We start from the raw sequence: 20,742 nt of genomic DNA, 5'->3' as shown, positions 1-20,742 counted from the left end.
CTCCCTCATTCTTGAATGATCGGTCCATTATTTGGGCGCGCGGGAGGGGCGTGGCGGCTCCGGGGGTGATTCAGTCCAGCAGGGTCAGCGCCTGCTCGACCGCGTCCCGCACCCGGGCCAGGTCGCTGGACGCCTTGCCGACGATCCGTACGCCCTGCAGCAGGACGAGCAGCATGCGGGCCAGTGCGTGAGGGTCGCGATCCTCGGGCAGCTCTCCCTGGGCCCGGGCGCGTACGAGCGCGGAGTGCAGCGGGGTTTCGAGGTGCTCCCAGCTGATCTCGACCCGACGCGCGGCCGCGGGGTCGTGCGGGGCCAGCTCGGCCGCTGTGTTGGTGATGAGGCAGCCGTTCAGCCGGCCCTCGGGCGAGGCGGCCTCCGAGGCGAACCGGCGTACCACCGCCCGCACGGCGGGCAGTGTGGGTCCCGGCTGGGAGAGCTCGGCGAGGAGGAGTGGATCGCGCCACTCGGAGTACCGGTCCATGGCCTTCAGGTACAGCTCGTGCTTGTTGCCGAAGGTGGCGTAGATGCTCGCGCGGCCGATGCCGAGGTGCTCGACGAGGTCGGCCATCGACGTCGCTTCGTAGCCCCGCCGCCAGAACAGCTCAAGGGCTGACTGGAGCGCGGCTTCCGGATCGAATTCCTTGGTCCTGGCCACAGTGAAGACTGTAATCCCATGCAGAACGATCGGTCAATAACTCCGAGCGCTGTAGGTCGCCGCGCGTCGCCGCACGCGGTCGCGCTCCCGCCGCCTCGGTGCCGCGGGCGCCGGCCGGGTGCTGCCCCCGGTGGTGGCTGCCCCCATTCGGAGCGGGGCTCCCGGGATTGTCGCCGGTCGCCTGCGGATTCGTCTGCGATCGGTAACAGAGGCAGCCCGTAGGTGCGTTCGTGTGTCTTCATGAGGGCAGGGCAGGGCATCGGCGGAGACGGCAAAGGGGCGGGCGGACATGGCAAAGCACAAGGGAAGGGGATGGCACACCAAGCTTCTCGCGGCGGCACTCGGGGTGACGGCGATGGCCGCTGCCACCTCGTTGTGGACCGCGCAGGCCGGCACCGTCGCAGCGGGCCCCCGAGCGCCCATCTCGGCGCCGGGCGCCAAGCCCCAGGACCGGACCGTGGCCAAGGTGGCGGCGGACATCGCGCACGCCTCGGACCGCGGCGCCAAGGGCGTCAACATCACCATCGACGACGGACCGGACCCGGTCTGGACCCCGCAGGTGCTGCAACTCCTCAAGGACAACGGCGTGAAGGCCACGTTCTGCATGGTGGGCACTCAGGCCGAGGCGTACCCGAACCTGGTCAAGGCGGTCGTGGCCGGCGGGCACCGGCTGTGCAACCACACCGTCTCGCACGACACCGCCATGGACACCAAGTCCGAGGCCTACCAGTCCCAGCAGATCCTGGATGCCGAACGCATGATCACCAAGGCGTCCGGAGGCGTCCGGCCGCAGTACTACCGCGCCCCGGGCGGCGCTTTCACCCCGTACAGCCGCCACCTCGCCGCGTCGCGGGGAATGCGGCCGCTGGGCTGGAACGTCGACACCAAGGACTTCGAGCGTCCCGGCGTGGACACCATGGTCGCCACGGTCAAGAGCGAGATCTCCAACGGGCCGACCGTCCTCTTCCACGACGCGGGAGGGGACCGCTCCCAGACCCTGGCCGCTCTGCGCGAGGTCCTGCCCTGGCTGAGGCAGCAGGGGTACTCCTTCGGCTTCCCCGTGCGGTGAGTGAGCCCTGCCCCGCTGCCGGCCAGACCCTCGGGTGACGGCAGACAGCCCCGAACCTCTCAGGGCGCTTCCAGGGGCTCGGCCACCCTCCCCGCCTTCGTCCCGGCCCGCGCCCGGTACTCGTTCACAAACCCCACCGAGAGCATCAACAGCACCGCGGCCAGGGCGAAGGAGGCGGTCAGGGCGTTGAGGAGGCCGTAGGAGCCGTCGGCCGCGACGATGCTCCCGTCGTCCAGCCGACAGTCGAAACCCAGGGGGAAGTAGGACGGTTCGTGCCCGGCGAGACGGTCGAGCGTGCCGGGCGGGAGGGAGCGGCAGGGGGCGGCCGGCGAGCTGCTCGCGCCGGACTCTGCCTCGCTCGCGTCCCACTGGACCGAGCCGAGCCCGATCGAGTACACGATGGCGGCTGCGACAGCCGCCATGCCTGCGCTCCAACGCAGCAGGTCCCCGGCCCAGTCGGGCCGGCGTCCAGGCAGGGCGGCGGATATCAGCTTCACGGCTACCGCAATGCCCCAGAGCGGAACGGCGAGCATGGCGCCGTACATCAACAGGACCAGCATGGTGCGCCGCCTTTCGGGCCTTCCCTGCCTCCGCCGACGTCCTGATCGTCCTGGAGTCCTGATCGTCCTGGAGTCCTGATCGTCCGGGAGTCCTGATCGTCCTGTGCCAGACGCCACGCTGTGTCAGTCGGTTCCCTCGCCCGCCGGGCTCGGTGATCATGCGCCGGCCCCGGCCGAGGCCCGCTGCCCGGGCGTTGTCACCTCAAGGCGATCGCGGGGTGAGAAGCCGGCGCAGTGCCGTCGGTGTGTGGCCGAGGTACTGGCGCATGGTCCGGCAGAGGTGGGCCTGGTCGGAGAAGCCCAGGTCGGCGGCGAGGGCGGCGAGGCTCTCCTCGCCCGCGTCCAGCCGGTCGAGGGCCCGGCCGACACGGACCCGGTTGCGGTAGCGGGTCAGTGAGACGCCCAGCTCACGGGTGAAGGAGCGGCTCAGGCGGTAGGGCGAGACGCCGAGGAGCTCCGCAAGCGGCAGAAGCCCTTCGGAGGCGGGGTGGGCCTCGCCGATCGCATGCCGGGCCGCGGCGACGAGCATCGCCTCGTCCCGGCCGGGACGGACACCGGCCGGACCGGCTCCGCCGACGGCCTGGCCGATGGCGGCGGAGAGCAGGCCGAGGAGCTCCTCGGTCACCGCATGGTCCACGTCGCCGGTGCGCGCGGACGCGAGGACGCGGCGGTGGGCCAGGTCGAGGCGGGCGCCCACGTACACGGTCCGTCGAACCGGGCGGGCGTCCTCACCCGCCACGACCCTCCACAGCCCCGGCGTCAGGCTGATCGACGTGCACTCGTCGCCTCCGCCGGCCGGGTGCGCGAAACGCTCCTCCTCACCCGGGACGCCGAGATAGGCCATCGTCAGGTCGACCTCGGAAGGGGCGCCGGCTGTCTGCCTGCGGAACCGGCCGCGGCGTACGAGCACCACACGGTAGTCCTCACGCACCTCCGCCGGTGACCAGCGGGTGTGGTCGTCCCGGCAGTTGACGGCGGTGACGCAGAAGTCGGGCCGGGTGGCGAGGACGGTGGAGGTGAGCACTCCTGAACGCTACGCCGGGGGTCCGACACTCCCGCGCAAGGATCTTCAAGACCGGGCAGGGGCGGGGCGAGCAGGCTGAGCGGCGTCGCACCTCACGCCGTACCGCGTAGAGGCCCGAGGTCCAGCCGGGCAGGGACCGGTGGGTCGTCCTCACCGATCCCGAGGGGCACCCGCCCTGCCTCGCCACCGGCGCCCGACCGATCACCTGACAGGAGAAGACCACATGGCTCACATCCACAAGGAATTCCTGATCGACAACTCCCCGGAGAACGTCTGGGCGGCCCTGCGCGAGGTCGGAGCCGTGCACCGGCGCCTGGCGCCTGGCTTCGTCACGGACACCCGCATGGAGGCGGACACCAGGATCGTGACCTTCGCCAACGGTGTCGTCGTGCACGAGCTGATCGTCGACATCGACGATGCGGCCCGCCGGGTGGCCTACGCGGTGGTCGGCGGCTCGCTGGCGCCGAAGCATCATCACGCCTCGATGCAGGTGCTTGACGCCACCGAAGGGCGCAGCCGGTTCGTCTGGACGATCGACGTGACGCCGGACGAACTCGTCGCCTCCATCGGTGAGATGGTCGAGCAGGGGGCGCACGTCATGCAGGACACGTTGAAGGCCGCCGCGGCCACGACGGACAGGTAGGGGCCTCGCGCCGGGTGCCGGGCGGAGGAGGTGCCCCCGCCCAACACCCGGCGTGGGGCGGGGAGCAGGCCCCGGCCCAGCACCCGGCGCTGAGACGACAAGTCACTTGGGGCGCCGCCTGGTTCGTCCCCGCGGCCGGCGGCACTCGCGTGCCCGGGGGCGACGGCGAGGGCGGCGCCGAGCTTCATGCGAGCCCCCACACCGTCGCACCGGCACTTTCGCACCCTCCCCCGCACCGCCACACTGATCCTCGCGGGCACGGCTGTGCCCGCATCGGGCACAGCCGTGCCCAGGGAGGCAGCTACTCGTGGGGGAAGCTGCCGTGGGGGATTCCGCGTCGGTGCCTGCCGTCCAGGCGTGTACGCGTCAAGGCTGCGTGCAAGAGTTTCAGTCCTTTGCGCAAAGCGGTGCCGGGCGGGCAGTGAGGGTGAGGAGGAGGCCACCTGACCGGTGTCCGGCCGAGCCCGGACAGTAGAGTTCGGGTGCGTCAGCCCCCAAGACCCGAGGTACTGTCCGTGACCCCCGAACCCGCCGTGCACCCCGTTCCACCTGCAGTGAGTGTGGTGGGGATCGGCGCCGACGGATGGGCGGGACTCCCTGAAACGGCACGCTCGGAGCTCATCGGCGCACAGGTCCTGATCGGCGGCGAGCGCCAACTGGGCCTGCTCCCACCGGAGTGCGCAGGACGCCGCGTGGCGTGGCCCTCGCCGCTCCGGCCCGCGGTTCCCGGCCTGCTGGCCGCGCACGCGGGAAGCCGCATCGCCGTACTGGCCAGCGGCGACCCGATGTTCTACGGCATCGGGCGGGCCCTCACCGAAGTGCTGGGGTCCGCGGGGCTGCGGATCCTGCCGCACCCGTCGTCCGTCTCCTACGCCTGCGCCCGCGTCGGCTGGCCCCTGGAGGACACCGAGGTCGTCACCCTGGTCGGCCGCCCTCCGGCCCGGCTGGCCGCTGCCCTGCACGAGGGCCGCCGGCTGCTGGTCCTCAGCGCGGACGCCACCACTCCCGGCGTGGTCGCGGCACTGCTGCGTGAACACGGCTTCGGGCCCAGCCGGATGAGGGTGCTGGAACAGCTCGGCGGCGAGAACGAAGCGTGTGCCGAGGGTACGGCGGACGCCTGGACGCGCCCGCCGGGTGACCCCCTGAACGTCATCGCGATCGAATGCCTGAGCGCCCCCGACGTCCTGCGCCTGGGCGCCGTCCCGGGCCTGCCCGACCAGGCGTACGCACACGACGGCCAGCTCACCAAGCGCCACGTCCGGGCCGCCACCCTCGGCGTGCTCGCCCCCGCCCCCGGCGAACTCCTGTGGGACATCGGTGGCGGTTCGGGGTCCGTGGCGATCGAGTGGATGCGGACCCATCCCTCCTGCCGGGCGATCACCGTGGAGCACGACCCCGTACGGGCGCAGCGGATCACGGACAACGCCGACCGGCTCGGTGTGCCCGGCTTGCGCGTGGTCACCGGCCGGGCCCCCGACTGTCTGAACGGACTGCCCACGCCCGACGCCGTGTTCATCGGCGGCGGGCTCACGGCGCCCGGGCTGCTGGACGCCTGCTGGGAGGTGCTGCCGGCCGGCGGCCGGCTGGTCGCCAACACGGTCACCCTGGAGTCCGAGGCGCTGCTCGCCGGGCGATACCGCCGGCACGGCGGTGACCTGGTCCGCCTCGCAGTCGCGCACGCCGTGCCGGTCGGTGGTTTCACCGGCTGGCGCCAGGCGATGCCGGTCACTCAGTGGTCCGTACGCAAACCCTCGATCGGCCCCGCCGCGGAAAGCTCGGCCGAAGCCCCCGCAGAACCCTCAGGAGACGACAGATGACCGTGTACTTCATCGGCGCAGGTCCGGGTGCGGCCGACCTGATCACGGTGCGTGGTGCGCGCACGCTCGCCGCCTGCAGAGTGTGCCTGTACGCGGGCAGCCTGGTGCCCCGCGAGCTTCTCGCCGAGTGCCCTGCGGATGCGCGTCTGGTGGACACGGCGCAGCTCGACATCGACCAGATCACCGCCGAGCTGACGGACGCGCACCGGGCGGGTCACGACGTGGCGCGGCTGCACTCGGGCGATCCCTCGGTGTTCAGCGCGGTCAACGAGCAGATGCGGCGCCTCGACGAGGCGGGTGTGCCCTATGAAGTGGTGCCGGGAGTACCCGCGTTCGCGGCCGCCGCGGCGGCACTCAAGCGGGAGCTGACCGTGCCGACGGTCGGCCAGACCGTCATCCTCACCCGAGTGGCCAACCGGGCCACCGCGATGCCCGAGGGCGAGGACCTGGCGACCCTGGGGCGCAGCGGGGCCCTGATCGTCCTGCATCTCGCCGCCAAGTACGTGGACCGCGTCGTCGAGGAACTGCTGCCCCACTACGGGGCCGACTGCCCGGCCGCGGTCGTGGCGCTGGCTTCCCGTCCTGACGAGGTCATCCTGCGCGGCCCTCTCGACGGCATCGCGGAGCAGGTGAAGGCGGCGGGTGTGATCCGTACCGCCGTCATCATGGTGGGCCGCACGCTGGGCGCCGAGCAGTTCCGTGACAGCCACCTCTACTCGCCCGGACGCGAGCGGCACGTCTGCTGACCGCGACGTCGCATCGGCCGGGCAGGCCCTCAGCGCACGCTGCTGCGCCCGACGACCGTGCCGGCCCGGTCGATGCAGATGACGTCGACGGCGACCGGCGCGCCCCGCAGGACCGAGAGCGCCTCGTCCCGTGCCGCGACTGCCACCAGGTCACCGAGCGGGACACCGCGCGCCTGGCACAACTGGAGTGCCGCGAGGCCGGTGTTGGCGGCCGCCACCTCGGCGGCGAGGGCTTCGTCCGCGCCGCCTCGCCGGGCCAGTCCCGCGAGGAAGGTCCTGTCGACCTGGGAGCGTCCGGAGTGCAGGTCGAGATGGCCGGCGGCGAGCTTCGACAGTTTGGCGAACCCCCCGCAGACGGTGAGCCGTTCCACGGGGTGGCGGCGGACGTACTTGAGCACCGCGCCCGCGAAGTCCCCCATGTCGAGCAGAGCGATCTCGGGCAGCCCGTACTCGGCCACCACGGTCTTCTCGGAGGTGGAGCCGGTGCAGCCCGCAACATGGGTGTGTCCGGCTGCGCGGGCCACGTCCACGCCCCGGCGGATCGAGTCGATCCACGCCGAGCAGGAGTAGGGCACCACGATGCCGGTCGTGCCGAGGATCGAGAGCCCGCCCAGGATGCCGAGCCGAGGGTTCCAGGTGGAGCGGGCGATCTCCTCGCCGTGGTCCACGGAGACGGTGACTTCGACGTCCCCGGAACCGCGGTGTGCCGCCGCGACCCGGGCGATGTGCTCGCGGATCATCCGCCGCGGTACGGGGTTGATCGCGGGCTCGCCGACGTCGAGCGGCAGGCCGGGCAGCGTGACCGTACCCACGCCCGGACCGGCCCGGAACACCACACCCGAGCCCGGCGGCAGCGCCCGCACGGTGGCCCGCACGAGAGCGCCGTGCGTGACGTCGGGGTCGTCGCCCGCGTCCTTCACCACCCCGGCCGTCGCCCGCCCCTCGGCCAGTTCCTCCACCGCCAGGGCGAAGGCCGGGGTCTGGCCCCGGGGAAGGGTGACGGTGACCGGGTCGGGGAAGTCGCCGCTCAGCAGCGCCGTGTACGCGGCCGTGGTGGCCGCGGTGGCGCAGGCACCGGTCGTCCAGCCGGGGCGCAGACCGGTGTGTTTGAGTTGGGCGCTGCGCCCGCCTTTCGCTTCACTCATGGATGGATCCGATGCACGTTCTGATACTGGGCGGGACGACGGAGGCCCGCCGTCTCGCCGGGCTGCTGATGGCGGAGCTTCCCGCCGGGACCAGGGTGACCAGCTCCCTCGCCGGCCGGGTGGCCAGTCCGAGACTTCCGCCGGGAGAGGTCCGTGTCGGAGGCTTCGGCGGTGCCGACGGGCTTGCGGCATGGCTGCGTACGCACCAGGTGGATGCGCTCATCGACGCCACCCATCCTTTCGCCGGGACGATCAGTTTCCACGCGGCCGCCGCAGCCGCTGCCACCCATGTTCCCCTGCTCATGCTGCGGCGGCCCGGATGGGTGCCGGGCGACGGTGACGACTGGCACCCGGTCGCCTCCCTGGCCGAGGCGGCCGGGGCGCTGCCCGCACTGGGGCGGCGCGTGTTCCTCACCACGGGACGCATGGGGCTTGCCGCCTTCGCCGGACTGGACGCCCTGTGGTTCCTGATGCGGTCGGTGGACGCCCCCGAACCTCCGCACCCGGCACGGATGGAGACCCTCCTCGACCGGGGGCCGTTCACTCTCGACGGAGAACGCGAGCTGATCCGCCACCACCGCATCGACGTCCTCGTCACCAAGGACAGCGGAGGCGCCGCCACCGCCCCCAAACTCACGGCCGCCCGCGAGGCACGGATCCCCGTCGTCGTGGTGCGCCGGCCGCCGGTCCCCGAAGGGGTCACGGTGGCCGAAGCCCCGGAGAGGGCCGTCGCCTGGTTGCGGGCACTCGGCTGCCGCCCGGCGTAGGGGGTCTCGTTCGGATCGGGCCGGGCTCGCCGGGTCCTGATGACAGGCCCTCGGTGCCGTCCTCGGTGCTCAGGCCTCCGGATAGCGGCGCGGTGTCCACACGATCTGCTGACCGTCGCCCCGCCGCCCCCAGCGGGTCTGCGAGGACCCGACGATCAGGATCGTGCGCATGTCGACCTCGGCCGGGTCGAGATCGGCCAGACTTACGGTGCGTACGCTTTCGGCGGGTCGGCCGACGTCCCGGCCGAGGACCACGGGGATGTCCGGCGAACGGTGCTCCAGAAGCAGATCGCGGGCCTTGCCGACCTGCCGGGTCCGGCTGCGGGAACCGGGGTTGTACAGCGCGAGCACCAGGTCCGCCGAGGCGGCCGCGCGCAGCCGTTCCGCGATGACCTCCCACGGCTTGAGCCGGTCGGAGAGCGAGATCGTGGCGTAGTCGTGGCCCAGCGGTGCGCCCGCACGGGCGGCGGCCGCGTTGGCGGCTGTCACGCCCGGCAGCACCCGTACCGGCACGTCCGCGTACTCCTTCTGGGCGGCCACTTCCAGGACGGCCGTCGCCATGGCGAACACCCCCGGGTCGCCGCCGGACACCACGGCCACCCGCCGCCCGCGCCGGGCCAGGTCCAGGGCGAACTCGGCCCGCTCCGACTCGACCTTGTTGTCGGAGCCGTGCCGCACCTGCCCCGGGCGGACCGGCACCCGCTCCAGGTAGGTGGTGTAGCCGACCAGGTCGTCGGCTGCGGCCAGGGCGCCGCGGGTCTCGGGCGTGAGCCACAGCGGGCCGGCCGGGCCCGTGCCGGCCACGACGACCTCGCCGTCGCCCGGGGCGCGTCCGGGACGCGGCGCGCCGATCCTGCTGGGCAGGACGGCGACCGCGAAGTACGGCACGGATTCGGCATCGGTGCCGGCCAGGTTGCCCAGGCGCTCCCCGGCCATCGTGGCGCGCTCCACGTAGCGGGCCTCGGGCAGCCGCCCGGACGCCTCGAACGCCCGGCGCACAGCGGGGAAGGTGCGGCCCAGCTTCATGACCACGGCGGCGTCGGTGGAGGACAGACGGGCGGTCAGCTCCTCCTCCGGAAGGGTGCCGGGCAGGATGGTCAGCACCTCCTCGCCCTCGGCGAGCGGCGTACCGAGCCGGGCGGCCGCAGCGCTGACGGAGGTGACACCGGGGATCACCTCGGTGGGGTACCGGTCGGCGAGCCGCTTGTGCATGTGCATGTACGAGCCGTAGAAGAGCGGGTCGCCCTCGGCCAGCACGGCGACCGTGCGGCCGGCGTCGAGGTGCACCGCCAGCCGGGCCGCCGCCTCGGTGTAGAACTCCTCCATCGCACCCCGGTAGCCGCCCGGGTGGTCCGTGGTCTCCGTCGTGACGGGGTAGACCAGCGCCTCTTCGATGTGGTCGGTGCGGAGGTGCTTCGCCGCGATGGACCGCGCTATGGACCGTCCGTGCCGGGCACTGTGATAGGCGACGACATCGGCCTCGGCGATGATCTCCACCGCGCGCAGGGTCATCAGGGCCGGATCGCCGGGGCCGAGCCCGACCCCGTACAGCCGGCCCGTCTTCTGCTCGCTCACGGCTACTCTTCCTCGCTGGCGATCGCGTTGACGGCGGCGGCCGCGATGGCGCTGCCGCCGCGACGGCCGCGCACGATCAGGTGCTCAAGTCCCGAAGGGTGTACGGCCAGGGCGTCCTTGGACTCGGCGGCGCCGACGAAACCGACCGGGACGCCGATGACGGCGGCGGGTCGCGGTGCACCCTCCTCGATCATTTCGAGCAGCCGGAACAGGGCGGTGGGCGCGTTGCCGACGGCGACGACCGCACCCTCGAGCCGGTCGCGCCACAGCTCCAGGGCGGCCGCGCTGCGGGTGGTGCCGAGCTCCGCCGCGAGTCCGGGCACCGCCGGGTCGGACAGGGTGCACACGACCTCGTTGTCCGCGGGCAGCCGCTTGCGGGTGACACCGCTGGCGACCATGGCCACGTCGCACAGGATGGGGGCGCCCGCCCGAAGTGCCTCGCGGGCGCGGGCCACCACGTCCGGGGTGAAGGCGAGATCGCGTACCAGGTCGACCATGCCGCAGGCGTGGATCATCCGGACCGCGACCTGGCTCACGTCCGCGGGAAGGCCCGTCAGATCCGCCTCTGCGCGAATGGTGGCGAAGGACTGGCGATAGATGGCCGGTCCGTCCTTCTCGTACTGGTGCACAGTGCTTTCGCTCTCTTCATCGGGCATGGAACGGTGGGGTGTCGCGGGGGCCGCGGGGGTCCTGGGCGTCGAGGTGTGGGGCAGGGCGCCTCAGTCGAGGGCGCCACGGGCCGCCGATACCGCGGCGGCGAGAGCGGGAGGGCTGTCGTCGATGCTCACCGGGGCGTCTCGCCGGCCGTCCCGTACGAGAGCGACCTGGTGGCCGTCCGGGGTGGCGACGACGTCGATCCACTCGCCCTGCGGATGACCGCACCGGCGTTCGCACCCCGACCAGTACACCGGCAGCGCACCCACGGGCCCCAGGGCGGCCGCCGCCTCGGCCCGTACGTCGGCCAGGGACTTCGCGCAGCCCGGCCGCCCGATACATGCCCCCACGCCGGTCCAGGGGGAGCGGGGCCCGACGATCAGGCCGGCGGCGCCCAGCGAGTCCAGCAGCTCGGCGGCCTGCTCCCGCCCGGTCCCGGGAACGACGACGCCCCGCCACGGGGTCAGCCGCAGTTCGCCGTCACCCCGGTGTCTGGCGATGTCCGTCAGCGTCTGCCACTGCCCTGCGCCGATGCGCCCCAGAGGCAGGCCGACCGACAGTGCGACCACGTCCCGGGGGCCGGTCACCATGCCGGGGGCCGGAGCCGTGGAACCCTGCGGTCCCACCGGGGCGACGGTGCGCGTTCCGGCCGGCCCCAACCGCCGCGCGACCTCGTCGAGGAGGGACTCGGCACCCGCCGGCAGATCCGTCACACGCCAGGCACCGGAAGCGGGCGAGGCTTCCAGGAAGGTCTCGGCGGCGATGAGCGCTGCCTGCGGCGCCCCGGCACCCGGTATCCGCACCACGGATTCCTCCGCGCCGATCCGCAGAATCGCATCCCCGTCGCTCAGCGCCCGCAGGGTCACATCGGCGCCGAGCGCGTCCACGTCGCCGCGGCCGTCGTCGAGTGCGAACAGGAACCGCCCGGACAGACCGGCCGCCGCGTCACTCGCGCACAACAGGGCGTCCAGCGCGGACAGCCACGGCCGGATGTCCCGCTCTCCGCGGCCGTCGAGCCCGGACAGCGGGGAGGCGACGACGTTACGGACCCGCTCGTGCCGTTCGGAGGGCAGCAGCCCCGACTCGCTCATCCTGGAGACCAGTTCGGCGCCGCACTCCTGCCCCAGACCGCGCAGCTGCACATTGCCGCGTGAGGTGAGATGCAGCTCACCATCGCCCAGGCGGACGGCCAACTCCCGCAGCACGTCGGCCTGGTCCGCGGTCAGTACGCCACCGGGAACGCGGATGCGCGCCAGTGACCCGTCGTCCGCCCGGTGCAGCCGCAACGTCCCGGGGCAGGCATCACCACGGGCCCGGACGGACGCGTCTCCGGGCGGCGCAGGCGTGGTGGCTGGCGGGGGCATGGCGGCGAGCATACCGACCATCTCATCAGATCCGTATGACCCGCAGTTGGCGAGGGACCCTTACTATGCCTAGTGACGGGCCATCCGGCACGTCGTCGCCGCACGCGGCGACAGGGGAGGAAGCCCGGTGCGATTCCGGCGCGGTCCCGCCACTGTGAGCCCGGTCCCACCGGCCGGGCGAGTCAGGAACTCCCTTCCCCTCACTCTCGGCGCAGGCCGGGCAGGGGAGATCCTTTCGACACCGCCCGGGGCGTGGACACCCCGAGGAAGGCCAGACGCCGCATGATCCTGCTCCTGTCGACGTCCGACACCGACCTGCTCAGCGCCCGCGCCTCCCACGGCCCGGTCGCCTTTCGCTACGCAAACCCCTCCCGGCTCCCGCTCCAGGATCTTCCTCAGCTCCTGGACGGCGCCGACCTGGTCGTCGTACGTCTTCTCGGCGGTGTCCGTGCCTGGGAGGACGGCCTCGGTCAAGTCCTCGCCACCGGGCGCCCGGTCGTGGTCCTCACCGGGGAACAGGCCCCCGACGCACAGCTGATGGCCGCCTCCACCGTCCCGATCGGGATCGCCGCCGAGGCCCACGCCTACCTGGCCCACGGCGGACCCGCCAACCTGGAGCAGCTCGCCCGCTTCCTGTCCGACACCGTTCTGCTCACCGGCCACGGCTTCGAGCCACCCGCACCCGCACCCTCCTGGGGGCCGCTGGAGCGCACGCCCCGTGAGGCGGAGGACGGCCCCACCGTCGCGGTGCTCTACTACCGCGCGCACCACATGAGCGGCAACACCGCGTTCATCGAGGCCCTGTGCCGGGCCGTGGAGGACGAGGGCGCCCGCGTCCTGCCGCTGTACGTCGCTTCGCTGCGCACCCCCGAGCCGGAGCTCATCGACGCCCTGCGGGCCGCCGACGCGATCGTGACCACCGTCCTCGCGGCGGGCGGTACCCGACCCGCCGAGGCGTCGGCGGGCGGTGACGACGAGTCCTGGGACGCCGGCGCTCTCACCGGCCTCGACGTACCGATCCTCCAGGCGCTCTGCCTCACCAGCTCCCACACCGACTGGGAGGGCAACGACGAGGGCGTCTCGCCGCTGGACGCCGCGAGCCAGATCGCCGTCCCCGAGTTCGACGGCCGCCTGATCACCGTCCCGTTCTCCTTCAAGGAGATCGACGAGGACGGCCTCCCGGCGTACGTCGCCGACACCGAGAGGGCGGCCCGGGTCGCCGGGATCGCCGTACGGCACGCCCGGCTCCGCCACATCCCGAACGACGCGAAGCGCCTCGCACTCGTCCTGTCCGCCTACCCGACCAAGCACTCCCGGATCGGCAACGCGGTGGGCCTCGACACCCCCGCAAGCGCGGTCGCCCTGCTGCGCCGGCTCCGCTCCGAGGGATACGACTTCGGTACGGAGGAGGTGCCCGGCCTGGCCTCCGGCGACGGCGACGAGCTGATCCACGCCCTGATCGAGGCGGGCGGCCACGACCAGGAGTGGCTCACCGAGGAGCAGTTGGCCCGCAACCCGGTCCGTATCCCGGCGGCCGACTACCGGCGCTGGTACGCGATGCTGCCGGCCGAACTCCGCGAAGCCGTCGAACAGCACTGGGGCCCGGCCCCCGGCGAGATGTTCCTGGACCGCTCGCGCAACCCGGAGGGCGACATCGTCCTCGCCGCCCTGCGCCGCGGCAATCTGCTCATCCTCATCCAGCCGCCGCGCGGATTCGGCGAGAACCCGATCGCGATCTACCACGACCCCGATCTGCCGCCCTCGCACCATTACCTGGCCGCCTACCGCTGGATCGCCGCCGGTGCCGAGGACGGCGGCTTCGGCGCCGACGCGATGATCCACCTCGGCAAGCACGGCAACCTGGAGTGGCTGCCCGGCAAGAACGCCGGCCTGTCCGCGGCCTGCGGCCCCGACGCGGCGCTCGGCGATCTCCCGCTCGTCTACCCCTTCCTGGTCAACGACCCGGGGGAGGGGACCCAGGCCAAGCGTCGCGTGCACGCCACGCTGGTGGACCACCTCGTACCGCCGATGGCCCGCGCCGACAGCTACGGCGACGTCGCCCGGCTGGAACAACTCCTGGACGAGCACGCCCAGATCGCCGCTATGGACCCGGCGAAACTTCCGGCGATCCGCGCCCAGATCTGGACCCTGATCCAGGCGGCCAGGCTCGACCACGACCTCGGACTCGAGGACCGCCCCGAGGACGAGGGCTTCGACGAGTTCATCATGCATCTCGACGGCTGGCTCTGTGAGATCAAGGACGTCCAGATCCGCGACGGCCTGCACGTCCTGGGCGGCGCACCCACCGGCCCCGCCCGGGTCAACCTCGTCCTCGCGATCCTGCGGGCCCGCCAGATCTGGGGCGGTACGACCTCCCTGCCCGGCCTGCGCGAGGCGCTGGGCCTGGACGAGTCGGCGGCCACCCGCACCGCGGCCGACGACATCGAGGAGCAGGCCCGCGCCCTGGTCCAGGCGATGGAGGACGCCGGCTGGACGGCGGACGCCGTCGCCGACGTGGCCGCCGGACACCCCGAGGCCGTCGGCGACATCCTCGGCTTCGCCGTCCGCGAGGTCGTACCGCGGCTGGCCGGCACCACGGACGAACTCGACCACTGCGTCCACGCGCTGAACGGCGGCTTCGTCCCTGCCGGCCCTTCCGGCTCCCCGCTGCGCGGCCTGGTCAACGTCCTGCCGACCGGCCGGAACTTCTACTCCGTCGACCCCAAGGCGGTCCCCTCCCGGCTTGCCTGGGAAACCGGCCAGGCCCTGGCCGACTCGCTCCTGGAGCGCTACCGCACCGACAACGGCGACTGGCCCACCTCGGTCGGCCTGTCCCTGTGGGGCACGAGCGCGATGCGCACCGCCGGCGACGACGTCGCCGAGGCCTTCGCCCTCCTCGGCGTCCGCCCGGTCTGGGACGACGCCTCGCGCCGCGTCACCGGCCTGGAAGCGATCCCCGCAGCCGAACTCGGCCGCCCGCGCATCGACGTCACACTCCGCATCAGCGGCTTCTTCCGCGACGCCTTCCCTCACACCATCGGCCTCCTCGACGACGCGGTCCGCCTGGCAGCCTCGCTGGACGAGCCCGCCGAGCAGAACCACGTACGCGCCCACACCCAGGCCGACCTGGCAGCCCACGGCGACGAACGCCGGGCCACCACCCGTATCTTCGGCTCCCGCCCCGGCACGTACGGAGCGGGAATCCTCCAGCTCATCGACTCCCGCGACTGGCGCACCGACGCCGATCTCGCCGAGGTCTACACGGTCTGGGGCGGTTACGCCTACGGCCGCGAACTCGACGGCTGCCCGGCCCGCGAGGAGATGGAGACGGCGTACAAGCGCATCGCGGTCGCGGCGAAGAACACCGACACCCGCGAACACGACATCGCCGACTCCGACGACTACTTCCAGTACCACGGCGGCATGGTGGCGACGGTCCGCGCTCTCAAGGGGAGTGCCCCGGAGGCGTACATCGGCGACTCCACCCGCCCCGAGACCGTCCGCACCCGCACCCTGGTCGAGGAGACCTCCCGCGTCTTCCGCGCCCGGGTCGTCAACCCCAAGTGGATCGAGGCGATGCGCCGCCACGGCTACAAGGGAGCCTTCGAACTCGCCGCCACCGTCGACTACCTCTTCGGCTACGACGCCACGACGGGCGTGGTGGCCGACTGGATGTACGACAAGCTCACCGAGACGTACGTCCTGGACCCGGTCAACCGCGCGTTCCTCCGACAAGCCAACCCCTCGGCCCTCCACGGCATCGCGGAACGCCTCCTGGAGGCCGAGTCCCGCGGCATGTGGGCCAAGCCCGACCCTTCCGTGCTCGACGCGCTGCGCCAGGCTTACCTGGAGACGGAAGGCAGTCTGGAGGGCGAGGACTGAGCCCGAAGGACCCCACGGCCCGCGTCGGCCGGCGCGGCCCGAACGCCCAGCCGGCCCATGAGCACTCGAAGAAGCGGCACCAGCACGGAAGGGGACGACAGGGATGGTGGCGGTACGCATGGTGGCATCCGTGCTGGTCACATGGGTCACGCTGACCGTTCTCCTGCTTGCGCCGTCGGCCCTGCCCGAGGGCTTGCAGTACTACATCTACTCGCCGGCGAGCGTGGGATTGTGGATGCTGGCCATGGTCGTCGCACCCGTAGTGGTCTGCACGGTGAAGTGGCGGTGGATCAGCTCAGGCCGCAGCTGAACCCGTCAGGCTCCGGGCGGTGGCCACCTCGTACCTCCTGGTCGGCCATGGCCTGGGGCTTTCTGGTGGAGCGGGTGACGAGAGTCGAACTCGCGCTCACAGTTGAAGGCGGGCCGGACGCACATCCAGCCCTCGGGGCCGGTGACTCAGAGAGGGATGAACCGGCGTTCCGAGGGCTGCACGGTCCAGAGCGGCCGACCTTCCGGCGATGCAGGTGCCGGGACCTCGGACAACAGTGGCGGGAAAGGCCGGTGCGAGCCACCCGACGGGAGGGCCAGAGGCGGCTGCGACTACCGGGGCAGGCAAGCCGAACGGCTGCAACACCGTCCGTCGGGTGTTGCAGCCGCTTGTGCTGCGCGGTGTGCGAGTCCCCTCAACAGCCGCGATGCGGTGCTCTCAGCCTTCTCGCCGCGCCGCAGCCTCCTGCAAGTACGCGGAGATCATGGCGAGGTCATCGGCAATGTCCAGCACACCGTTGACGTCGGTCGTCGGGGTCGAGGCGCCGTTCACGCCGGCGAAGAAGGCGTCGAAGCGGCCGTTGCCCTTGTCCAGGTAGCCGGCGATCGTGATGGCGCCGACGGCCAGACGGTTGTTGAGCGCGTCAAGACCGACGGCGGCGCCGGTCTTGGCGAACACCTTGCCGCGCGCGGGGCAGTCGGTGCAGTTGTCTGCCAGCAGGCCGTCGACGCCGAGGATGGGCAGCGCATTCCGGAAGCGCGCCGCCTCGGACGTGTGCTGCCAGTACGTCAGCAACTGCACGACGGCCTTGGGCGTGGTCCGGTCGACGGGGTTGCCGCCACGGCCGTCCAGGAGCTGGACCTGTTTGCGGTCGACGCCCGCGCGGTCCAGGAAGTCGGCCAGCACCGGGAAACCGTCCATGCAGTCCTTGCTGCCGGTCGCGACCGCCATCAGACAGATGGCGAGGTTGCCGCCCAGGTTGTGGCTGACCTTGAAGATGAGCTTGGCGTACTGGGCGAACGGCGGCGAGGTGTACAGAGCCACGCGCGGCCGGCCCTCGTACGATCCGGGGAGTTGCCCGACCGGGTTGGCGCCGGTCGCCTTCGCCGTCACCTTCACCCCGGCCCGCCCCAGCGCCTCGATCAGCGCGGTGCGTCCGAAGGCCGCCGGATCGGCGATGGGCGACACCTTCAGAGCCGGTTCGGAGCCGGCCGCGATGGTGCCGGAAAGGCGGATCCGGGTGCCGTTGTCGGAGCTCGTCACCTCGATGTTCGTCGGCTTGCCCGCCGCCACGGTCTTCACCGTCGACGTGACACGGTACGGGGCGACCTTCGGCCGCCAGTCCAGTTGTGCGGGGGCGCCGGGGCGGGCGCCGGGGGTGGTCAGCAGGTCGATGAGATTGTCGTTGATGATCAGCGGGGTCGGGACGGGGATGAACACCGGCTCGGGCCGGAAGAGCCGGTCGTCGACGATCACGTTCCCTTCGACACGGGTGATTCCGGAACGCCGCACCTGCTGCGCGAGCTTGTTGATCCCGGCGAGCGGGTTCTCCGGAGTGAGCGTGGCGCCGGGAAAGTCATTGGCGTACGTGTGGTCGAGATCGGTGTAGTCGACCGTGCCGTCGGGACGGGTCCTGCCGCCCATGGTGAGGTCACCTTGGGCGACTAGGCCGAGATCGCCGTCCAACGTGCTCCCGCGGCGCTCGCCGACCGCGTAGACAGGTGTCCTGAAGCGGTGGTCGCCGCCGAGGGTGTTCCACGCCCCGGAGGTGCCGAACAGTTTGGCCACCGAACCGGGGATGAAGAACTGCTCGGCGAACCGGCTGTGGATGACCCGCCCGCTGTCCGGGTCCTGCTGGAGCAGGCCCCACTGGGCGTTGGGGTAGTCCGGCTTGTGCATGATCGCTGTGATCCGCGGGTCCAGCCGGTCGGAACCGCCGCCGTCGGGCGACGAGGCCGCCTGGGCCGCCGTACCCGACGCCACGGCCAGGAGCAGCAGGGCACAGCATCCGGCGGCCACGCGCTGCCGAAGGGATCCGAAGTCTTTTCCTCGCACTGCAACACGCACCGTTCGTCTCGGCAGTTTCCTGTCCATGGGGTCAGGTATGGACCCCCATGGACGCCGGATACGGGCGGCGCGAACGGTTGTCACCCGAAAGGCACGGCGCATTCGTCGAAATGCGCCGCGCACGCCCGGCCGAGGCAGCCGGTCAGCGACCGCGGCCGGGCTCAGCCTTCAGGCGCTTGCCCTCAACGGCTCGGACGGCCCGCCGCAAGGCGTGTGACCGTGCCGCCGCCAGAGGCAGGGTGCTTCGTGAACCGGAGGTGGTACGCGGCCCGGCGCGTGCCGATCCGGCCCCTGGGAACGCGTTCCCAGCATCGACGCCCGTCCACCTGCTCATACGTCAAGCAGGCTTAGTCACCCGTCAGCTCAGGAGGATCGTGGAGACGTGTGTCGGGCGGTGATGCTGGTACGCGGTTCCACACCGGGTTCAGGAGAAGACGACCGAGCGCACGAGCAGCCGGTCCGAGGCGCCGCCGCCCGGGCGCAGGGTGAAGTAGGCGTCGCCGGTGCAGTCCGCTTCGAGGAAGACCGTCGCCGTCGCGTCGGTCCGGTTCTTGGGCGCGTTGGCGGCGGAGCCCGGCTCGGATCCCGGCCCCTGGATGTTGATGCACGTACCGCTGTCGGGGTCGTTCAAGAAGCCGACGGCCTCGTAGCCGTCGGAGGTCACGTACGTGTAGCGGAACTGGCCGTTGGCGGCCGAGGCGGAGCCCGGGGTGGCGAGGAGCAGCAGGAGGGCGCCGGCCGATGCGGCCATGGCGGAGCGGAGACGCATAGGGGTGTTCACCTTTTCGTGGGCGTACGGAGATCACGGCAAGCGATGCCCGGACTGCCAGGGAGGTAAGCGGCGCGTCGCCCGAACGAGGTGTGAGGAATCGTTCTTCCCGCGCATTCGGCTCTATCGGGCCCCGGTTCCCCCGTGCGCCCGCGCGCGACCGTGCACTTCGTGCCCGCGCAGGCCGGGGTCAGCGCCGTGGACGCGGCGACGGGCCTCGTCAAGTGGCGCTACCAGCGCATGAGTTACACGGGCATGCGTGCACTCACCTACGCGGCCGGCCGACTGTATGTGGCGCACATCGACGACCAAGCGACCTCCGATGCCGAACTCATCGAAGTGCAGGGCCTGCGCACGAGGGACGGCGCCCAGGAATGGACGGGTCGTCTTCCGGATGCGAACGGCCCCTTGGTCGTCCACGACGAGCAGGTCTATCTGCCACTGGCCGACGGATCGGTGGCCGCTCTGGACACCACGGAAGCCGTGCCGGAGCCGCGGATCCGCGAAGACGTCGACTGCTCCGGCCTGCTCGCGCACGACGACACACTGCTGTGCTGGTCGACCCGGCGCCGCGGCGTCATCCTCCTCGCCCCGGGCACGCTCTCGACCCAGCGGACTCTGGCCCCGTCGGTCACTCCCGCCACCGCGCCGGTGGCAGGCGACCGCGACATCCTCGTCCTACGGGATACGAGCGGACGCCTGAACGGTTTCGACTGGCCTACGGGCAAGCCTCTTTGGAACCGCCCCGCGCCGGCGGCGACCGGTGGCCTCGCGCTCGCCGACGACCGCGTCCTCGCCGTGGGACGCAGAGAGCTACGGACCCTGGATATCGCCGACGGCTCCACCTCCGGGACCGTACGCCTGCCCACTCCCGCGGGCCTGCGCCTGGACCTGGGCCCGCTCGCCGAGCCGCTCTGCCTGGGCGGGGTCCTCTACCTCACGGCACAGAGCGGATTCACCGGATCGGTCGCTGCACCCGGCGCTCCGGAGTCCAAGGATTAGCACCCCAGCGGCAGTTCGCGGTCGAGTCGGTACCGGCTCTCGCCTCGCCGCAGGCGGCCGTTGATCTGGTCGATCCGTTCGGGAACGGCCGCCTTGATGCCGCGTCTGCGCAGGTAGGAGCGGATCTTCATGGGCGAGTGGGCGGCTCCGGCCGTCGCAGGCCAGGTGGGTCTTGGTGGTCAGTCCGCCGTACCTGGGCTGCGTGGCCGATGGTGATCGCCGGGTGGCGCGCAGCCGGGGCAGGGGTCAGGCGGGCGGGGTGTCGGGGCGGGCGTCGTACACGGCGCGGGCGGCATCGATGTGCGTCAGGTGCGTGATGCTCCACTCCAACAGGGGTGCGGTGGCTTTGCGGAGGGCCCTGCCCATCGGAGTGAGTTCGTAACTGACGTGCGGTGGCATGACATTGCGTACGGTCCTTGTGAGGATCCCATCGCGTTCCAGGTCGCGCAGGGTGACGGTGAGCATGCGCTGGCTGATCCCGTCGACGGCCCGCTTCAGTTCGGTGAAGCGGCGTGGCCCCTGGCTGAGGTTACGCACGATCAGCAGCGACCACTTGTCGCCGACGATGCCGAGCACTTCACGGACCTGGCACGGGTCCTCCGGCCGTGCCGGCCGCGACTCGCCGCCCGCTGTGCCGCTCATGGTTACCTCCAGAGAACCGGGGCACCTAAATGTGCCTTATTGATCGGGGTGTGGCAGGTGCAGCACGATGATGTCGGTTCTCAAAGAGTACTG

The 20,742-nt window shown here is 71.9% G+C and carries 18 protein-coding genes, 1 pseudogene and 1 riboswitch; of the genes and pseudogenes, 8 read left to right on the top strand and 11 right to left on the bottom strand.

Going from position 1 to position 20,742, the window contains the following annotated elements; translation table 11 throughout:
• Positions 1-70 precede the first annotated feature (70 nt).
• A complete protein-coding gene (locus tag SH922_RS18845) occupies positions 71-655 on the bottom strand; it encodes a TetR/AcrR family transcriptional regulator (protein ID WP_393059106.1) in 585 nt (194 codons plus the stop codon).
• Between the two features lie 289 nt (positions 656-944).
• Between SH922_RS18845 and SH922_RS18840 the strand changes: the two genes are divergently transcribed.
• On the top strand, positions 945-1,724 hold the full coding sequence (locus SH922_RS18840; RefSeq protein WP_393059105.1) for a polysaccharide deacetylase family protein: 780 nt from the start codon (positions 945-947) through the stop codon (positions 1,722-1,724).
• 59 nt (positions 1,725-1,783) lie between these two features.
• Here SH922_RS18840 and SH922_RS18835 read toward each other — a convergent pair whose 3' ends face one another.
• Positions 1,784-2,284, bottom strand: a complete 501-nt coding sequence (locus SH922_RS18835) for a hypothetical protein (protein WP_393059104.1) — start codon at positions 2,282-2,284, stop codon at positions 1,784-1,786.
• Between the two features lie 202 nt (positions 2,285-2,486).
• Entirely contained in the window at positions 2,487-3,308 is an 822-nt protein-coding gene (locus SH922_RS18830; protein ID WP_393059103.1) for a helix-turn-helix domain-containing protein, read from the bottom strand.
• Between the two features lie 223 nt (positions 3,309-3,531).
• Between SH922_RS18830 and SH922_RS18825 the strand changes: the two genes are divergently transcribed.
• The 3 genes from SH922_RS18825 (at position 3,532) to cobM (ending at position 6,514) form a co-directional block, all read left to right on the top strand.
• Positions 3,532-3,951: an SRPBCC family protein gene (locus SH922_RS18825; RefSeq protein ID WP_393059102.1), complete on the top strand. Its 420-nt coding sequence runs from the start codon at positions 3,532-3,534 to the stop codon at positions 3,949-3,951.
• A 509-nt stretch (positions 3,952-4,460) separates the two neighbouring features.
• Entirely contained in the window at positions 4,461-5,768 is a 1,308-nt protein-coding gene (gene cbiE / locus SH922_RS18820) for a precorrin-6y C5,15-methyltransferase (decarboxylating) subunit CbiE (protein WP_393063615.1), read from the top strand.
• Positions 5,765-6,514: a precorrin-4 C(11)-methyltransferase gene (gene cobM, locus SH922_RS18815; RefSeq protein WP_393059101.1), complete on the top strand. Its 750-nt coding sequence runs from the start codon at positions 5,765-5,767 to the stop codon at positions 6,512-6,514. Before cbiE ends, cobM begins: the two co-directional genes overlap by 4 nt.
• A gap of 29 nt (positions 6,515-6,543) precedes the next feature.
• On the opposite strand, the gene SH922_RS18810 is transcribed toward cobM, so the two are convergent.
• On the bottom strand, positions 6,544-7,659 hold the full coding sequence (locus SH922_RS18810; protein WP_393059100.1) for a cobalt-precorrin-5B (C(1))-methyltransferase: 1,116 nt from the start codon (positions 7,657-7,659) through the stop codon (positions 6,544-6,546).
• 11 nt (positions 7,660-7,670) lie between these two features.
• Between SH922_RS18810 and SH922_RS18805 the strand changes: the two genes are divergently transcribed.
• On the top strand, positions 7,671-8,426 hold the full coding sequence (locus SH922_RS18805) for a cobalt-precorrin-6A reductase (RefSeq protein ID WP_393059099.1): 756 nt from the start codon (positions 7,671-7,673) through the stop codon (positions 8,424-8,426).
• A 69-nt stretch (positions 8,427-8,495) separates the two neighbouring features.
• Here SH922_RS18805 and SH922_RS18800 read toward each other — a convergent pair whose 3' ends face one another.
• From SH922_RS18800 to cobG, 3 genes are all read right to left on the bottom strand, one after another.
• Entirely contained in the window at positions 8,496-10,001 is a 1,506-nt protein-coding gene (locus SH922_RS18800; RefSeq protein WP_393059098.1) for a precorrin-2 C(20)-methyltransferase, read from the bottom strand.
• A gap of 2 nt (positions 10,002-10,003) precedes the next feature.
• Complete coding sequence (locus SH922_RS18795; protein ID WP_393063614.1) at positions 10,004-10,630, bottom strand: precorrin-8X methylmutase; 627 nt, start codon at positions 10,628-10,630, stop codon at positions 10,004-10,006.
• A gap of 90 nt (positions 10,631-10,720) precedes the next feature.
• Positions 10,721-12,031, bottom strand: a complete 1,311-nt coding sequence (gene cobG / locus SH922_RS18790; protein WP_393063613.1) for a precorrin-3B synthase — start codon at positions 12,029-12,031, stop codon at positions 10,721-10,723.
• Positions 12,032-12,135: 104 nt separating this feature from the next.
• A riboswitch (cobalamin riboswitch) is annotated at positions 12,136-12,211 on the top strand.
• Positions 12,212-12,301: 90 nt separating this feature from the next.
• Here cobG and cobN point away from each other — a divergent pair.
• Together cobN and SH922_RS18780 are read left to right on the top strand one after the other, a co-directional pair.
• On the top strand, positions 12,302-15,901 hold the full coding sequence (gene cobN / locus SH922_RS18785) for a cobaltochelatase subunit CobN (protein ID WP_393059097.1): 3,600 nt from the start codon (positions 12,302-12,304) through the stop codon (positions 15,899-15,901).
• Between the two features lie 118 nt (positions 15,902-16,019).
• Positions 16,020-16,211, top strand: a complete 192-nt coding sequence (locus SH922_RS18780) for a hypothetical protein (protein ID WP_393059096.1) — start codon at positions 16,020-16,022, stop codon at positions 16,209-16,211.
• 396 nt (positions 16,212-16,607) lie between these two features.
• On the opposite strand, the gene dacB is transcribed toward SH922_RS18780, so the two are convergent.
• Entirely contained in the window at positions 16,608-18,188 is a 1,581-nt protein-coding gene (gene dacB, locus SH922_RS18775; protein WP_393059095.1) for a D-alanyl-D-alanine carboxypeptidase/D-alanyl-D-alanine-endopeptidase, read from the bottom strand.
• 472 nt (positions 18,189-18,660) lie between these two features.
• Positions 18,661-19,005 carry a hypothetical protein gene (locus SH922_RS18770; RefSeq protein WP_393059094.1) on the bottom strand — a complete coding sequence of 115 codons (345 nt, stop codon included), beginning with the start codon at positions 19,003-19,005 and terminating at the stop codon, positions 18,661-18,663.
• Between the two features lie 144 nt (positions 19,006-19,149).
• Between SH922_RS18770 and SH922_RS18765 the strand changes: the two genes are divergently transcribed.
• Positions 19,150-20,007 carry a PQQ-binding-like beta-propeller repeat protein gene (locus tag SH922_RS18765; protein WP_393059093.1) on the top strand — a complete coding sequence of 286 codons (858 nt, stop codon included), beginning with the start codon at positions 19,150-19,152 and terminating at the stop codon, positions 20,005-20,007.
• A gap of 11 nt (positions 20,008-20,018) precedes the next feature.
• Here SH922_RS18765 and SH922_RS18760 read toward each other — a convergent pair.
• Positions 20,019-20,196 (bottom strand): annotated as a pseudogene (locus tag SH922_RS18760) (IS5/IS1182 family transposase); the annotation flags it as partial.
• A 57-nt stretch (positions 20,197-20,253) separates the two neighbouring features.
• Positions 20,254-20,649 (bottom strand): winged helix-turn-helix transcriptional regulator, encoded by a 396-nt coding sequence (locus SH922_RS18755; RefSeq protein WP_393059092.1) that lies wholly within the window; start codon positions 20,647-20,649, stop codon positions 20,254-20,256.
• Between the last annotated feature and the right edge of the window lie 93 nt (positions 20,650-20,742).

The organism is Streptomyces sp. LN549 (genome assembly GCF_043203805.1).
In the GTDB taxonomy this organism is placed as follows: Bacteria; Actinomycetota; Actinomycetes; order Streptomycetales; family Streptomycetaceae; genus Streptomyces.
The sequence above is the reverse complement of the archived record's forward strand: the minus strand, read 5'-3'. Positions and strand labels throughout refer to the sequence as shown.

Bases quoted from the DNA above. Each gene is read 5' to 3' on its own strand.
- SH922_RS18840 (WP_393059105.1), top strand. From the start codon at position 945: ATGGCAAAGCACAAGGGAAGGGGATGGCACACCAAGCTTCTCGCGGCG.
- SH922_RS18835 (WP_393059104.1), bottom strand. From the start codon at position 2,284: ATGCTGGTCCTGTTGATGTACGGCGCCATGCTCGCCGTTCCGCTCTGG.
- SH922_RS18825 (WP_393059102.1), top strand. From the start codon at position 3,532: ATGGCTCACATCCACAAGGAATTCCTGATCGACAACTCCCCGGAGAAC.
- cobM (WP_393059101.1), top strand. From the start codon at position 5,765: ATGACCGTGTACTTCATCGGCGCAGGTCCGGGTGCGGCCGACCTGATC.
- SH922_RS18810 (WP_393059100.1), bottom strand. From the start codon at position 7,659: ATGAGTGAAGCGAAAGGCGGGCGCAGCGCCCAACTCAAACACACCGGT.
- SH922_RS18805 (WP_393059099.1), top strand. From the start codon at position 7,671: ATGCACGTTCTGATACTGGGCGGGACGACGGAGGCCCGCCGTCTCGCC.
- cobG (WP_393063613.1), bottom strand. From the start codon at position 12,031: ATGCTCGCCGCCATGCCCCCGCCAGCCACCACGCCTGCGCCGCCCGGA.
- cobN (WP_393059097.1), top strand. From the start codon at position 12,302: ATGATCCTGCTCCTGTCGACGTCCGACACCGACCTGCTCAGCGCCCGC.
- SH922_RS18780 (WP_393059096.1), top strand. From the start codon at position 16,020: ATGGTGGCATCCGTGCTGGTCACATGGGTCACGCTGACCGTTCTCCTG.
- SH922_RS18770 (WP_393059094.1), bottom strand. From the start codon at position 19,005: ATGCGTCTCCGCTCCGCCATGGCCGCATCGGCCGGCGCCCTCCTGCTG.
- SH922_RS18755 (WP_393059092.1), bottom strand. From the start codon at position 20,649: ATGAGCGGCACAGCGGGCGGCGAGTCGCGGCCGGCACGGCCGGAGGAC.